Origin of the sequence: Aeromonas sp. 95A (assembly GCF_051919235.1) — a bacterium.
Taxonomy (GTDB): Bacteria; Pseudomonadota; Gammaproteobacteria; order Enterobacterales; family Aeromonadaceae; genus Aeromonas; species Aeromonas veronii.
Genome location: NZ_JBQBFC010000001.1, coordinates 1,833,910 through 1,847,616 on the forward strand (window position 1 = coordinate 1,833,910; position 13,707 = coordinate 1,847,616).

16 protein-coding genes are annotated in these 13,707 nt (G+C 59.0%); 9 read left to right on the forward strand and 7 right to left on the reverse strand.

Annotated elements, in window-relative coordinates; translation table 11 throughout:
• The first annotated feature begins 333 nt into the window (after window positions 1-333).
• The 3 genes from ACTG2U_RS08100 (at window position 334) to ACTG2U_RS08110 (ending at window position 3,166) form a co-directional block, all read left to right on the forward strand.
• Complete coding sequence (locus ACTG2U_RS08100) at window positions 334-1,464, forward strand: porin (RefSeq protein ID WP_047439344.1); 1,131 nt, start codon at window positions 334-336, stop codon at window positions 1,462-1,464.
• Window positions 1,465-1,559: 95 nt separating this feature from the next.
• Entirely contained in the window at window positions 1,560-2,249 is a 690-nt protein-coding gene (locus ACTG2U_RS08105) for a YccT family protein (protein ID WP_047439342.1), read from the forward strand.
• Between the two features lie 89 nt (window positions 2,250-2,338).
• The gene (locus ACTG2U_RS08110) at window positions 2,339-3,166 is read left to right on the forward strand and encodes an SDR family oxidoreductase (protein ID WP_103252057.1); all 828 of its coding nucleotides are present in this window, start codon (window positions 2,339-2,341) and stop codon (window positions 3,164-3,166) included.
• 92 nt (window positions 3,167-3,258) lie between these two features.
• On the opposite strand, the gene ACTG2U_RS08115 is transcribed toward ACTG2U_RS08110, so the two are convergent.
• Complete coding sequence (locus ACTG2U_RS08115; protein ID WP_439974332.1) at window positions 3,259-3,591, reverse strand: DUF1904 family protein; 333 nt, start codon at window positions 3,589-3,591, stop codon at window positions 3,259-3,261.
• Window positions 3,592-3,679: 88 nt separating this feature from the next.
• Between ACTG2U_RS08115 and ACTG2U_RS08120 the strand changes: the two genes are divergently transcribed.
• The 4 genes from ACTG2U_RS08120 to ACTG2U_RS08135 all read left to right on the forward strand — a co-directional run bounded on the left by ACTG2U_RS08120 (window position 3,680) and on the right by ACTG2U_RS08135 (window position 7,262).
• Complete coding sequence (locus tag ACTG2U_RS08120; RefSeq protein ID WP_439974333.1) at window positions 3,680-4,567, forward strand: TraB/GumN family protein; 888 nt, start codon at window positions 3,680-3,682, stop codon at window positions 4,565-4,567.
• A 136-nt stretch (window positions 4,568-4,703) separates the two neighbouring features.
• The gene (locus tag ACTG2U_RS08125) at window positions 4,704-4,883 is read left to right on the forward strand and encodes a DUF3149 domain-containing protein (protein ID WP_005338733.1); all 180 of its coding nucleotides are present in this window, start codon (window positions 4,704-4,706) and stop codon (window positions 4,881-4,883) included.
• 180 nt (window positions 4,884-5,063) lie between these two features.
• Window positions 5,064-5,645, forward strand: coding sequence for a DNA endonuclease SmrA (smrA, locus tag ACTG2U_RS08130; protein ID WP_005338734.1), 582 nt, complete (start codon window positions 5,064-5,066; stop codon window positions 5,643-5,645).
• 138 nt (window positions 5,646-5,783) lie between these two features.
• Complete coding sequence (locus tag ACTG2U_RS08135; RefSeq protein ID WP_439974334.1) at window positions 5,784-7,262, forward strand: carboxypeptidase M32; 1,479 nt, start codon at window positions 5,784-5,786, stop codon at window positions 7,260-7,262.
• Window positions 7,263-7,397: 135 nt separating this feature from the next.
• Here the strand turns inward: ACTG2U_RS08135 and ACTG2U_RS08140 are convergent, their stop codons facing one another.
• The 6 genes from ACTG2U_RS08140 to ACTG2U_RS08165 form a co-directional block, all read right to left on the reverse strand.
• A complete protein-coding gene (locus ACTG2U_RS08140) occupies window positions 7,398-7,799 on the reverse strand; it encodes a VOC family protein (RefSeq protein WP_115522802.1) in 402 nt (133 codons plus the stop codon).
• A gap of 94 nt (window positions 7,800-7,893) precedes the next feature.
• Window positions 7,894-9,513 carry a DUF7305 domain-containing protein gene (locus tag ACTG2U_RS08145; RefSeq protein WP_439974335.1) on the reverse strand — a complete coding sequence of 540 codons (1,620 nt, stop codon included), beginning with the start codon at window positions 9,511-9,513 and terminating at the stop codon, window positions 7,894-7,896.
• Complete coding sequence (locus tag ACTG2U_RS08150; protein WP_005338746.1) at window positions 9,510-10,070, reverse strand: PilW family protein; 561 nt, start codon at window positions 10,068-10,070, stop codon at window positions 9,510-9,512. Before ACTG2U_RS08150 ends, ACTG2U_RS08145 begins: the two co-directional genes overlap by 4 nt.
• Window positions 10,064-10,456 (reverse strand): type IV pilus modification PilV family protein, encoded by a 393-nt coding sequence (locus ACTG2U_RS08155; protein WP_005338749.1) that lies wholly within the window; start codon window positions 10,454-10,456, stop codon window positions 10,064-10,066. The genes ACTG2U_RS08150 and ACTG2U_RS08155 overlap by 7 nt, the downstream gene beginning before the upstream one ends.
• Complete coding sequence (locus tag ACTG2U_RS08160) at window positions 10,453-10,872, reverse strand: GspH/FimT family pseudopilin (RefSeq protein WP_005349592.1); 420 nt, start codon at window positions 10,870-10,872, stop codon at window positions 10,453-10,455. Before ACTG2U_RS08160 ends, ACTG2U_RS08155 begins: the two co-directional genes overlap by 4 nt.
• 1 nt (window position 10,873) lies before the next feature.
• On the reverse strand, window positions 10,874-11,263 hold the full coding sequence (locus tag ACTG2U_RS08165; protein ID WP_335813015.1) for a type IV pilin protein: 390 nt from the start codon (window positions 11,261-11,263) through the stop codon (window positions 10,874-10,876).
• 411 nt (window positions 11,264-11,674) lie between these two features.
• Here ACTG2U_RS08165 and ACTG2U_RS08170 point away from each other — a divergent pair, with 411 nt between their 5' ends.
• Window positions 11,675-13,219 carry an AlkA N-terminal domain-containing protein gene (locus ACTG2U_RS08170; RefSeq protein WP_335813014.1) on the forward strand — a complete coding sequence of 515 codons (1,545 nt, stop codon included), beginning with the start codon at window positions 11,675-11,677 and terminating at the stop codon, window positions 13,217-13,219.
• On the forward strand, window positions 13,216-13,689 hold the full coding sequence (locus ACTG2U_RS08175) for a methylated-DNA--[protein]-cysteine S-methyltransferase (RefSeq protein ID WP_331379049.1): 474 nt from the start codon (window positions 13,216-13,218) through the stop codon (window positions 13,687-13,689). Before ACTG2U_RS08170 ends, ACTG2U_RS08175 begins: the two co-directional genes overlap by 4 nt.
• Window positions 13,690-13,707: the final 18 nt, after the last annotated feature.

Here is a 13,707-nt window from a genome sequence, read left to right on the forward strand (position 1 = left end):
CACCGTCATACCGGCCATGAGGCTGTTTACGACCTTGCCCATGATTATTTGCACTCGGTCATACTTTTGAAACGTTGAGGGAACTTTTCATTGATATTTCGCACCGCGAACGTACTCTTGGGGTTGTCCGATAGCCAAGAATCGGAACATAAAAAAACAACATGTGATGATCAGGACTGCCAACTACAGATGTGCCAAGACATCCGGGTTGCAGGTAGCCAAGACAAGATTTTTTGCCCTTCGGGGTGTTGATTGCAATACCGATAATCGAGCGGAAGGCACACAGCCAACTGCCGAAAAAAAAGCTAAGTCCATAAAATCAGGAGCTATCTTATGTTCAATAAATCCGCACTGGCTGTTGTCATTGCTTCAGCTTTCGCACTGCCTGCTCATGCAGATATCAAGAATGTCGACATCTATGGCCAGATCGCAATCTCTGCCTGGACTGGTGCTGACTGGGCAACCGTTGATGCCAATGGCGGATACGAGAACCCCATCAAGATCGAAAATGAATCTCGCATCGGTTTTCGTGGCAGCAAGGATTTTGCCAACGGCCCCAAGTTTATCTGGCAAATCGAATCCGGCAACGTCGGTGAGTCTGGCGGTGACGGCAAGCTGGGTGTGCGCGATACCTTCGGTGGTTTCGAGTGGGAAGGGATAGGTAAAGTTCGCGCAGGCCGTATGCTAACACCGCTCTATGAAGTGCTTGACTGGCCGTACAGCAGTATCTCTACCGGTAAAGTGATGGACTGGCGCGGCGACATCATCGGTGGTGGTAACTACGACCGTCAATCCAACATGATCCGCTTTGACTCCGCCAACCATAGCGGCTTCAGCTACAACCTGGCGCTGGGCCGTGGTAACAATACCGATGATGCGAGCTCCAACTTCTATGGCTTGGGCGCCCACTACAATACCGGTCCGCTGACTCTGCACGCGACCTATGAAAAAGGAACTGACCGCAAAATCGGAGATGGCGCGTTTAACAAAACCCAGAAGGGTGGCGATACCATCCTTACGCATACTAGCGGAACAGGCGACTCAAATGCCTATCTGCTGGGCTTCGAGCTGAACTTTGACAATGGCCTCGGCTTCTACGGTGCCTATAAGCGCCTGACCGCCGATTATACCGACATGGACTTGAATGTTATCGGTGTAGGCACCTCACAATTGAACGGCATGTCACAAGATAGCTATACCTTGGCCACGATATACAACACAGGTCTGTGGCAGTTCAAACTCGCCTATGCCGCCAACCTGAAGCCTGAATTTGAAACGGCGGCTGGCGACTTTAAGGTGACCGAGTTCAGCGACTCCATCATCTCCGGTCAAGCCATGTACTTCCTGGATGACTCCGCCGTTGCCTATGTTCGTCCTTACTATCTGCAGCGCCGTGGTCTGTCAGTGGTACAAGATGGCGATAAAGAGTTTGGTCTGGGCATGGGCGTAGAATACTACTTCTAAACCCTGGCTTGTGTTCCCTGTATTTAATGCCTACTTGGCGGGCCCTTACAGGGCCCGCCTTTTTAGTTGTGATGAAGACAAGAGGTAAACCAGAAATGAAAAAGACCATTATGGCAGCATTAATCGCCACACTACCCTCTGTCAGTCAGGCTGCAGTCAATCTGGAAATAGGCAGAGGGGTAGAACTAGTTGCGGTCAATGGTATTCCGGTTGACTCCCCGCTGTTTATTGGCAAGGTAGACAATCAATCTTTGCCCGACGGAGACAATCAAATTGCGATTAAAATCTCTCAATTAGTCAAAGATAAAAACAATACAAAAAAATATAACTCTCATGTACATGTATTGACATTTAATGCTGCAAACCAAGCAATATCGGTAGAAGCACCGAGGTTGCAAACATGGGAGCGAGGAGAGGCGTTTGACAAACAACCACAATGGAAACTCTCGTCATCCGGCAACACCGTTTCATACAAACTTGGTGAGCTGGTCTCTATGACCAATATGTCCGTGCTTCGTAATTTTGGCGAAGAGCTTGACGCATTTAACCGTAGCAACCAACCAGCGGCGCTACCTCAACTGGCAGGAGCAATGCAGGGTAATGTGAAAAACGTATATGACTTGCCGACACAAGGCAGCAACATGATTCCCGCAGCAGTAGCCACAAAACCCATTCAGCCTTCCGATATCAGTGGCTCAGCTTCCCAACAAGCGCGATTCTGGTTTGACAAAATGACCCCAACCGAGAAACGCGATTTTATCTCTTGGGCAGCGCAAAACCTGTAAGAAGTACTGTTTATCACACTTAGCCCGCTTTTATGCGGGCTTTTGTTTCATGTATCCTCAAGCGATACATCGTATAGAGATTTCCCATCATGCCCCGTTTTGTTCTGATCACCGGTTGTTCCAGCGGTATTGGCCTCGCCGCCGCACAGGCGCTCGGGCAGCACGGTTTTACCGTGATCGCCTCGGCGCGCAAGGCGGAAGATGTGGCCCGTCTGCAGCAACAGGGATTGCTGGCGGTGCATCTGGATCTGGCGGACCCAGCGTCCATCGAGCTGGGTGCCAGTGCGGCGCTCCATCTGGCAGGCGGGCGCCTCTATGGCCTGTTCAACAATGGCGCTTATGGCCAACCCGGGGCGCTGGAAGATCTGCCCACCGAGGCGCTCAGGGAACAATTCAATACCAACCTGTTTGGCTGGCATCATCTGATCCGTCAGGTGCTGCCACCGATGCTGGAGGCCAAAGAGGGCCGGATAGTGCAAAACAGCTCGGTACTGGGGCTGGTTGCCATGAAGTATCGCGGCGCCTACAACGCCAGCAAATTTGCGCTGGAAGGCTATAGTGATACCCTGCGCCTCGAACTGGCGGGCAGCGGGGTACATATCAGCCTGATTGAACCGGGCCCCATCGATACCCGTTTTCGTGCCAATGCCCGCAGCGCCTTCTTGCGGCACATCGATCCGGCCCAGAGCCGTCATCAGTCGGCCTACCGCCAGACCCTGACGCGGCTGGAAAAAGAGGGGGCCACCAGCGGCTTTACCCTCCCAAGCGAAGCCTGCATCCCGCCGCTGCTCCATGCGCTGACCCACGCCCATCCCAAGGCGCGCTATCCGGTGACCACTCCAACCCGGCTGTTTGCCTTCCTGCGACGGGTATTGCCCACTCGCTGGCTCGATAAACTGCTGGCCAAATCGGCCTGATCCCGTGATTGGCGACCAAGTACCCGGTCGCCCAGGTGGCGTTAGCCGGGTAGCGGCGTCACCTGTCCCGCCAACCTGGTTTGTCCCTCTCTTCAATAGTGCTCGCCATTGCTGTAGTAGGCGCTCTTGACCAGAGGGATCACCTGCACCACCACATAGATCTGCTCCCCCAGCACCAGTTTCAAATGGCGCGTGATAAGGTGCGCGGCCGCGTCCTGCATCTCTTGTGGCCGCTCGAACCAGTGCAGCTCAACAAACGGAAAACCCGTCTCTGGCTCGCCGTTGCGGATCCAGCAGCTCTCCACCCGCTCCATGGTGACAAACTCCGGCTTGCCGCCGGTCAGCTCGCAAAGCTCGGCCAGCAGCGGGCCGCTCACCTGTTGCAGGGTATCGAGCGTCACGGCGCGAAAACGAAGATGGGGCATGGCAAACCTCTTGGTTATCTGAAATGAGGACTTATCATAGGGGTTATTGTCAGCAAGAGAAGTCACCCGGCGCATATTAAGGATCCCCATGAGATTTCATCGCACCCTCTTTGCCTTCCTGCTCTGCCTGCTGCTACCGCTGCACGCCTTTGCCGATCCCGCCTTCTATCGGGTGAGCAAGGGCAACCAGCAACACTGGCTGCTGGGCTCCATCCATGCGGGCAAACCAGCCCTCTATCCTCTGCCCGAGCCGGTGGAGCGTGCCTGGCTGCAGAGTCGCGCACTGGTGATGGAGGTGGACATGAACAGCATCACGCCAGATCAGTGGCAACAGACCGGCTCACTCTCCCGACTGGTGGATGGCAAACCGCTCAAGGATCATCTGCCTGCCGAGCTCTATCAACGCACCCTGATGGCGGGCGCCCGCTATGGCATCGACGAGGCGACCCTCGCCACCCTGCGCCCCTGGTTTGCCGCCATTACCCTGACCCAGGCCGCCATGGCCCGCTCCGACTTCAAGAGTGAACTCGGGATAGACCAGCACTTTGCCACCCGGGCCGCCAAAGAGGGCAAACCGGTAGTGGGTTTTGAAACCCTGCTGGAGCAGCTCGGTTATCTGGCCAGCGTGGGTGACAACCAGACCCTGATGCTCGCCAGCACCCTGGATGAGCTACCGATGCTGGAGAGCGGTTTCGCCGCCGTGATGAAGGCGTGGCAGCAGGGAGATGAGGCGACGCTGATCAATCTGCTCAAGGAGGAGATGGCTCCCCCAGCGCTACAGAGCTGGATGGAGCAGACCCTGCTGGCCGAGCGCAACCACAACTGGCTGAAGAAATGGTCCACCCTGCCCAACGAGAGCTTTATCGTGGTAGGCGCCCTGCACCTTTACGGCGAGCAGGGGTTGCTGGCGTTGCTGGAGCAGCAAGGGTGGCGCATTACCCCGCTCACCACACCGAGCCCTGTGCAGGCTCGGTAGCAAGGAGTCCAGTGAGAACGATCACAGATCGCGCTGGTTATTAAACAACCTGCAAGGGAGTTGATCGGGATCATCCCGGACGGGGCAAAGAGGTATTTATCATGCCTGTCATCAACCGGGTGACAGGAGCAATAAAATGGACTTTTGGCTGGACCTGATGTTTGGCAACAGCGTGGGATTGATGTCGATGCTGGTGATTATCGGCACCTTCTTGCTCATCAGCTCTTACGCGGCCTACTTCATCTACAAGGTGATGCACTCGCAACCGCCTCATTCACAGCAACCCCATTCTCAACAACCCAAAGAGGGAAAATAATCCTCTGACCACAGGCGGCAGCTCACACTGACCGCCTGTGCTGTTTTATGGTTCGCGACTGTGATTCCTGGGCCAAGCTGCACTGGTATCCACGCTGGGCCTCCCTTATCCCTTTCCCCGTTTTCTGTGCCGGTTGCGACCGTTATAATGACCCCCACTTTTTCTTATGGGGAGCCTGCCGTGTCTCATAACGACGAACTCTCGCTATTTATGAATGAAGTGGCCGACGTGCGGCCCATTCGCAGCGACAACATCCATCCCCATGCGGCCAAATCCGCCCCGACCGAGGCGCAGCTCGCTCGCCGTCAGGCTGCCACCGCCGAGCAACTCGCCCTCGACCACCTCACCATGGAGGCCATCGAGATGCGCGATCCGCACGAAATCGTCGGCTTCAAACGCGATGGGGTGCAGGAGGGGGTCTACAAGAAGCTGCGGCTCGGCAAATACGAGCTACAGGCCAGCCTGGACTTGCACCAGAAAACCCTCAACGAAGCGCGCCAGACGCTGGTGCAGTTCATTGCGGATTGTGAAGTCCGGGATATCCGCTGCCTGCTGATCCTGCACGGCAAGGGGGAGCGCAGCACCCCGCGCGCCCTGCTGAAAAGCTATGTCAGCGCCTGGTTGCCGCAACTGCCCGCCGTCATGGCGATCCACAGCGCCGAACGTCGCCACGGCGGCAGCGGTGCTCTATACGTGCTGCTGCGTAAAAGCGAACGCAAAAAAGCGGAAAACCGCGAACGGCACCAGAAGCGGCTCGGCTAATCCGCCTCTCGCCACCACACCTTTGGCCCGCCTGCATGATGGTGGTCAACTATACAGCGGCGGTGTTAGCATCGATCGGCCCCGATCATGCCAGGTACGGGGCGGCATACCATCAGGGACGATAACAAGGACAATCCCATGTCATATCAAAAGCTTGAACAACATCAGCAGCAGATCCACCGCTTTAGCCACCTCGCCGCCATCTGCGGTTGGGATCAGGCGGCCATGATGCCGGAAGGGGGCAACGATGCCCGCGCCGAAGCGATGGCCGAACTCGGTCTGCTAATCCACCAGAAGCGCACCGCTCCCGAGCTGGGCGACTGGATTGCCAAGGCCGAGAGTGAGCCGCTCGATGAAGTGCAACGGGCCAACCTCGGCGAGATCAAGCGCCAGTGGCAAGATGCCAGCCTGCTGCCCGGTGAGCTGGTCGAAGCGCTGTCGCTGGCTGGCAGCAAGTGCGAGCACGCCTGGCGCAGCCAGCGCAAGAACAACGACTGGGCCGGTTTTGCTCCCAATCTCGAGGAGGTGGTGAAACTCTCCCGTGAAGTGGCACAACTGCGGGCCGATGCGCTTGGCGTGCGCCCCTACGACGCCATGCTGGCCCTCTATGAGCCGGGCATGACCAGCGCGCGGCTCGATCAGATCTTCGGCGATCTCGCCAACTGGCTGCCGGATCTTATTCAGACTGTGAACGAACAGCAGAAGGGCGATGCCCTGCTGCTGCCGCAAGGCCCCTTCCCCATCCCGACCCAGCAGGCACTCGGTCAGGAGGTGATGGGACTGCTCGGCTTTGATTTCGCCCACGGCCGTCTCGATGTGAGCAGCCATCCCTTCTGTGGCGGCGTGCCGACCGACGTGCGGATCACTACCCGCTATAACGAGCAGGAGTTTGTCTCCAGCCTGATGGGCATAGTGCACGAGACCGGTCACGCTCGTTACGAGCAGGGGCTGCCGCGCCATCTGCTGGGTCAGCCGGTGGCCGAAGCGCGCTCCATGGCGATCCACGAGAGTCAGAGCCTGTTTTGCGAGATGCAGCTGGGGCATCATCCCGCCTTCCTCGCGCTGCTGGCGCCACGCATTCGTCACCACTTCGGCGAACAGGCGGCATTTGCACCGGACAATCTGGCCAAGCTCTACAGCCGGGTCGAGCCGGGCTTTATCCGGGTCGATGCAGACGAGGTGACCTATCCGGCCCACGTTATCCTGCGCTACGAGGTGGAGCGCGATCTGGTGGAAGGGAAGATCGAGGTGGCCGACATCCCCGAGCTGTGGGATGCCAAGATGCAGCAGTGGCTGGGGCTCTCCACCAAGGGCAACTACCGCAATGGCTGCATGCAAGATATTCACTGGACCGACGGCTCGTTTGGCTACTTCCCGAGCTACACCCTGGGCGCCATGTATGCCGCCCAGCTGCGTTTTGCCCTCGAGAAAGAACTGGGCAGCATGGGTGAGGTGATCGCGGCGGGCCGCCTGCCGGAGATCTTCGGCTGGCTCGGACGCAACATCTGGTCACAGGGGAGCCTGCACAGCACCGACGAGCTGGTGCGCCGTGCCACCGGTGAAGCGCTCAACCCGCACTGGCTGCGCCAACATCTGGAACAGCGCTACCTGAAGTAATGAGCACAGTAAGCTAACAGCAGAACGGAGCCCTTTTTAGTTGACCACTACAGGGCCCCGTTTTTATGGCGGTTAATTTTTATGGCGGTGCATGGCACAGCACGCCGTCACGACAATGCTGTAAAAATAGGGAGTTCAGAGGGGGTCCGGGGAACCCAGCAACTCGCGCAGTTGCAGGATATTGCCCTCCGGGTCGAAGGCGTTGCGCACCACAAAGCCGGGCCCTGTCCACTGCTGTGACAACAAACCGCCGCCGAGATCCGCCGCCTTCGCTTCTGCCCAGGCGAGGCTGGAGACGGTGAAGAACAGCTTGATGGCCCCCTCTTCCCGCAATTCCGGCGGCCGCTTGATAACAACTTGCCCGGCATAAGGCTCGGGAATGGCGTGGATCAGCAGCTGGATATCGCTGTTTTCCAGCACCACCAACTGCTCATCCTGACTGCAGACCACCATCTGCAGCAGGGTACGGTAAAAGTGGGTCAGCAGGCCCGGATCCTTGGCATAGATCAGGGCACCGGCGCGAGCGGGGCCTGGCATGGAGCACTCCTCAACAGTGAACGACTGGGTGGACAGATCTCCACCTTCTCACAGTTGCGCGCCCCATTCGATCCTTTTTAGCGGCTCACCAGCCTCACTGCACAAAGTGCCACTGCCGCAGTGCCAGCGTCGGAGGCGGCCCCTGGTCGTCCCCCAGATCTGCCATGCCCAGCGCCTCGTCATAGTGCACCCCGCCTGCACCGCTCTCGGTCAAGTGTTTTGCCCGCACAGCCCCGTACAGACCGCCACTTCCGCTGATCTTCATCTCGGTCAGCGGGGCATAGAGGGCGGCATAGAGCGGCGTATTGCCCGACAGCTTGATCCCATCCTTGCCGCTATACGCGGAATAGATGGAGATAGCGGGCGTATCGCCAGCGGTCAGCCCCTGTTTGGCTGCCGTCACCTCGGCACCGGCCCCGAGATCGACCTTGCCGCTGACGATCAGGGTCAGGCTGCTCCCCTCGCTCACCGTCAACTTGTTGCTGCCAGTCATGGTGAAATCCTTGTCGATCAGCAGCACCACATCCCCCTTGATGGTGAGACTGGCATCGGCCCCCATATTGAGGCTGTCGAGCTGATAAATGGTCTGCTCCTTGCCAAACAGCTCCCCCTTGCCGGGTAGCGGTAGCCCGGGCTTGTGCTGGTTGCTGCTGGTGACCGAGCCAGTGGCGGGATCCGTGGTCAACACCATCTGCTGGGTGGCGCCCAGCGTCAACGGGCCATTAATAGGCAATGTTGCAGGGGGAAACGATTTGGGCAACGCGGCCACATTGAGCGGGTCACACACCTGCCCGGCCACCGGTGGCAGCTTGGGATCATTGCGATACTCGGGATCCAGATACTTCTGGTTCGCCTGATCTTTAAAAAAGCCAGCACCACCATAACTGAGTTTGCCGCTGTCGATACTGGTACCCCAGTCCATGGAGACATTGCCATTGACCGCCACCTGACCACCGATGCGCCCCCCTTTCAGGGTCAAACTGCCGCCCCCTTTCACATTGCCGGAGACCCGGACAATCTTGTCCGAAGAGGGGGAGATAATGACGTCGCTCCCGGCATTCACGTTGCCGGAGATGGGAGAAGATCCGTTCAGGGTCACGGAGCCGGTCGCCCGTACATCGCCCCAAATTGGCGAATTGCCGTCGAGCACCACATTGGCCTTGTCACTAACGGTCGCCACCTTGGCATTCTGGTTAATGTTGGTGCCGCCATATTTGCCCTTGCGCGAGTCATAGCTGTCGATAAAACCGCTACCGGAGAGGCTCAGCCCTTCACACGCCACCACCGAATCCTGAAAGATGAGATTGCCGGGCTCGCGCTTGAGGGCAAACAGGGCATTGAGGCTGGCATTGCCCTCCAAATAGCGGCCATGGCTCTGCAATGCCAGCTTGCTCCCGGCGGAGGCATCCAGCTGTTCGATGCTAAAGCGGCTACCCGCCATGGCCCCTTCGCCCTTGCTTGGCACCTTCTGCACCAGCTGAGCCCACTCTATCCGCGGTTCGGCGCCAAGGGCCTGATGCAGGGCACGATAACTCTCGTTCATCCCCTGCTCGGCACTGAGCTGCGCATTGATCTTCTTGTGAAAATTGCCGCTCAGGCGAGTTTGCAACTGGTTCTCCTGAATGCTGGTAAACACCAGCAGACTCGACAGCAGGCTCACCACCAGCACCACCAGCAGTACGGCTCCCCGCTGCCCCTGCAATCCCTTGTTCATCCCGCTCCCCCTGCTGTGGCGTTGGCACCGGATGTGGCCAACGCTGCCGCCCAGACCGCCTTGCGGCGGGCCACCTGCACCTCTACTCCCGGTGCCAGATAGCTGGGCAGCCCTTCGGGCAAGATGCGGATATTGACCAGTGCACCCTGCTGGCCGAATTCAAGATCCTGAAGATGGGCCAGCAACAGGCGCGGGCCATCTCCGTCATCGCAACTGAGTACCGGCGGCGTGAAGCGGTACTGCTCGGTAAAATCGGCGGTTTTCTGGTTGCCAAGGCAGGAGAGCACCTGACTGCCCCCCTCTACCTTGAAAGCCAGCGTCAGGCGATCAGGGGTCACGGCTATCAGCTGATCCGCCTGCTTGATGCTGTTGGTAAAGGTGAGAGTGGCAAAGCGCAGCACTTCGTTCGCCTGCTCCAACGCCTTGCTCTGCTCGACCGTGCTCTTGATCGGGGCGTAACCGGCAAAAATCGCCAGCATCAGCATCAGACCGAGCACCATAGAGATCATCAGCTCGACGAGACTGACGCCTCGTTGCCGTGAGGGGACACTCAGCATAAAGGCGGAAATCCTGCGTTCAGCTCCACCCGCTTGGCGCCGGAGACCCGCTCATCCTGCCACTCGATAGCGACCACAAAATTGTCGCTATAACGGTTCGGTAGCACCAGCCGGTGGCCATCCTGCAGGGTGAAGCGGGCAAGAAAATCGGCCTGGGTGAAGCGCTCGGGCTTGCGCTGCACTTCGCACAGCGAACTCCAGATCTGCTCCACGCTGTTGCTCGCCTCTATGGTGGCCAGGGTGCTCTGCAAGCTGTAATGCGCTTGCTGCAACGAGACCACCTGCCCCTTGGCGAGACCGAGAAACACCATCACCGCCAACACCATGGAAACCATGATCTCCACCAGATTGAAGCCTTGCTGGCGGGCAAGTGCGGCGTATCTCATGAGCAGCTCCCTTGCAGCAGCTGGCCGCTCGGGGCCACGCAAAGGACCCGCTGCTCACCGAGGCGATTGGCCAGAATGATCTCGGCGTGGCTGCTGCTGCCGGTTGGCGCGATCTGGATGGGGTCAAACGGCTTGATCACCACGCCGCCACCGGGAGCCGATGCCTGACGCAACCGCTGGCTGTCGGCCATCACCTCCCAGCCACCGTTCTCGGTGCCCTGCAGTACCACCGGCAGGGTCAGCTTGACCGCTTCGCTGCGGGCAAAGCGGTATGCTGACGCGAGTTCGGTCGCGCTGCGATCGAGCCGTTCGGCCGCGAGGCGCTGACTCATGGAGGGCAACCCGACCAATAGCAAGATGGCGGCTATACCGACCGTGATCATCAACTCAATCAGAGTAAATCCGCGCACATTCATCTTATGATCCCCAGCAGTCATGGCGATTGGCCGCGCGATAACCGGTCTGATCGAGGGTCAGAGTGCCGCACTCATCCTGTTGTCGCGTCGTTGGAATGGCTTTAAGCAGGTAGTCGCCAGCATCTTGCTGGCTGTAGCTGAACTGGTAGAAATCCGTGTTGGAAGGGGTAGCAAACGTGTCTGGATAACGGCCCTGTTGGGTATAGATATGTTCGAGGGCGAGCGCCTGCTCCAGCAATTGCTGCTGCGCTTCGTAACGACGTCCCTGTTGCAGATAACCCTGATACGCTGGCAACGCGATGGCCGCGAGAATGCTGACAACCGTCATGGCGATCAACAACTCGATCAGACTAAACCCCCGGCAATGGGGCCATGCCTTACAGTCGTTCACTTATCATCCTTGGCAAGTGTTGTTGTTATTGGTCGGCCCTGGGCCGCAAACGTGATGACTTAATAATCATCAAAAATTAACTAACTCGATTGAACAACACAAAATCGCCACACTCAATGTAAAAAAGATAGTTATGTGATCTGTTATTAATTTTTAAGCACTTTTCGCCGCCACTAATCTCGCTATGCAAATAAAGCTAAGCCAATCGTGCCTACGAACCGTCCGTTATGCTCCCTTCTGTCGAGCCGAGAGATATGAATAACAGCGTGACGAAGAGTGAAACCCGGCCGTGCAATGAAAGAGCAAAAAAACCTTTGGCCAATTTTTGCTATCCCTGTCCGTTTCTGGCTAGTCACGGCCCCCGAGCCCCCTTACTCTCTTGCCATCTATTCCAGCAAAGCCGCCAACACCATGAATGCAAAGCACAGCCCTGAGTCGTCACCGGATGAGGTAATCAACACCCTCAGCCGCGAACAGTGTCACGCCGCACGGCTCGCGCGCGACGCGCGCTTCGATGGCCGCTTCTATACTGGCGTGCTCTCGACCGGCATCTACTGCCGGCCTGTCTGCCCGGCACGGCCACCGCACGAGCACAATGTGCGCTACTTCCAAAGCGCCGCGGCCGCCGAGCTGTATGGGCTGCGACCCTGCCTGCGCTGCCGCCCTGAGCTGGCCCCCGCAGCCCGTGGCGATCTGCCGGTTGAACTGGCACGTCTGCTGGCGCGCATCGATCGCGGCGAGCTGGCGGAAGGCACGCTCGCCAAACTGGCCACTGAGGCAGGGATCAGCGAACGCACCCTGCGCCGCCAGTTCGAGCAACATCTCGGCGCCTCACCAAAACAGGTGGAGCAGACGCGCCGCCTGCTGCTCGCGAAACGGCTGCTGACTGAAACCGGGCTGCCCATTACCGACATCGCGTTTGCCGCCGGCTTTGCCAGCATCCGCCGCTTCAATGACGCCTGGCTCAACGCCTACGGACTGGCCCCGCGCTCCCTGCGCCAGCAGGAGCAGCACGATGACGCGCCAGAGCACATGAGTGCGCAGCCCCGCGGCGCAACCCTGACACTGCAACTGCCCTACCGCCCCCCATATGACGTGGCGGCCATGCTGGCGTTCTACCGGCTGCGGGCAATCCCGGGGCTGGAGCGGGTAGATGGCGAGGTGTATGAGCGGCGCTATCGGGTCGGCGATCAGGTCGCGCAGGTGCGTATCGCGCAGGGCAAGGGGCATAGCCTGCAACTCACCGTGCATGACCTGCCGCTCGCGGCACTGCCCGATCTGCTCTACCGGGTGCGCCGGATGTGGGATCTCGATGCCGATATGCAGCGGATCGGTGATCTGCTCGGTCAGGATCCGCTGCTCGCCCGCTTGCAGGTGCGCTGGCCCGGCGTACGGCTGCCGGGTGGCTGGGACGAATACGAGGTGATGCTGCGCGCCATCGTCGGCCAGCAGGTCTCGGTCAAGGGAGCAATTACCATTCTGGGGCGACTGGTGGCACGCACCGAGGCACAATTCGGGGTGGCGCAATTGCCGACCCCCGCCCAGCTGTGCGAACTCGATCTCGACGGTATCGGCATGCCCGGCAGCCGCATTCGCACCCTGCGCGGAGTGGCACAAGCACTGGCCAGCGGTGAGCTGACCCTCACTACGGCCAGTGACGAGCAGTTGCTGGCGCTACCGGGTATAGGCCCCTGGACTGTCTCTTACTGGCGGCTGCGCTGCGGGCTGGACACCGATGCCTTCCCCGCCTCCGATCTGGTGCTGCAAAAAGCGCTGGGGGGTGGCACCAAGCTGCCGGTGAAGGAGGTGTTGGCGCAAAGCGCCGCCTGGCAGCCGTGGCGCAGCTATGCGGCCAGCTGGCTGTGGCACGCCATGAGTGAAGCGCCCAATTTGCTGCTCCATGCCACCGGCAACGAACAACAGCCAGATACCCAACCACAGGAGATAACCCCATGATCCGCTACGATATCCTGCCGACCCGCTGCGGCGATCTGCTGGTTGCCATCAATGAATCTGGTCTGGTACACGTGGACTTTGTGGCGGGCCTGCGGGCACTGCCCGATATGAGTTGCTGGCAGCAAGACCATGGGGCGTTGGCCCCCTTCCTCGCCGAGTTTGACGCCTATTTTGCCGGTCGCTTGCAGCGCTTCTCCCTGCCCCTTGCCGCCCGTGGTACCGCCTTTCAGCAGGCGGTGTGGCAAGCGTTGTGCGACATACCCTACGGCGAGACCCGCAGCTACGGCGATATCGCTCGCGCCATCGGCAAACCCGATGCGGTGCGGGCAGTAGGCGCAGCAAACGGCCGTAATCCGCTCTCGATCATCGTCCCCTGCCATCGGGTGATCGGCCAAAACGGCAGCCTGACCGGCTATGCGGGGGGATTGGAGATTAAAAAAGCACTGCTGGCGCTGGAGAGGGGCAATTAAAGGAGGGTGGGCAGAGAA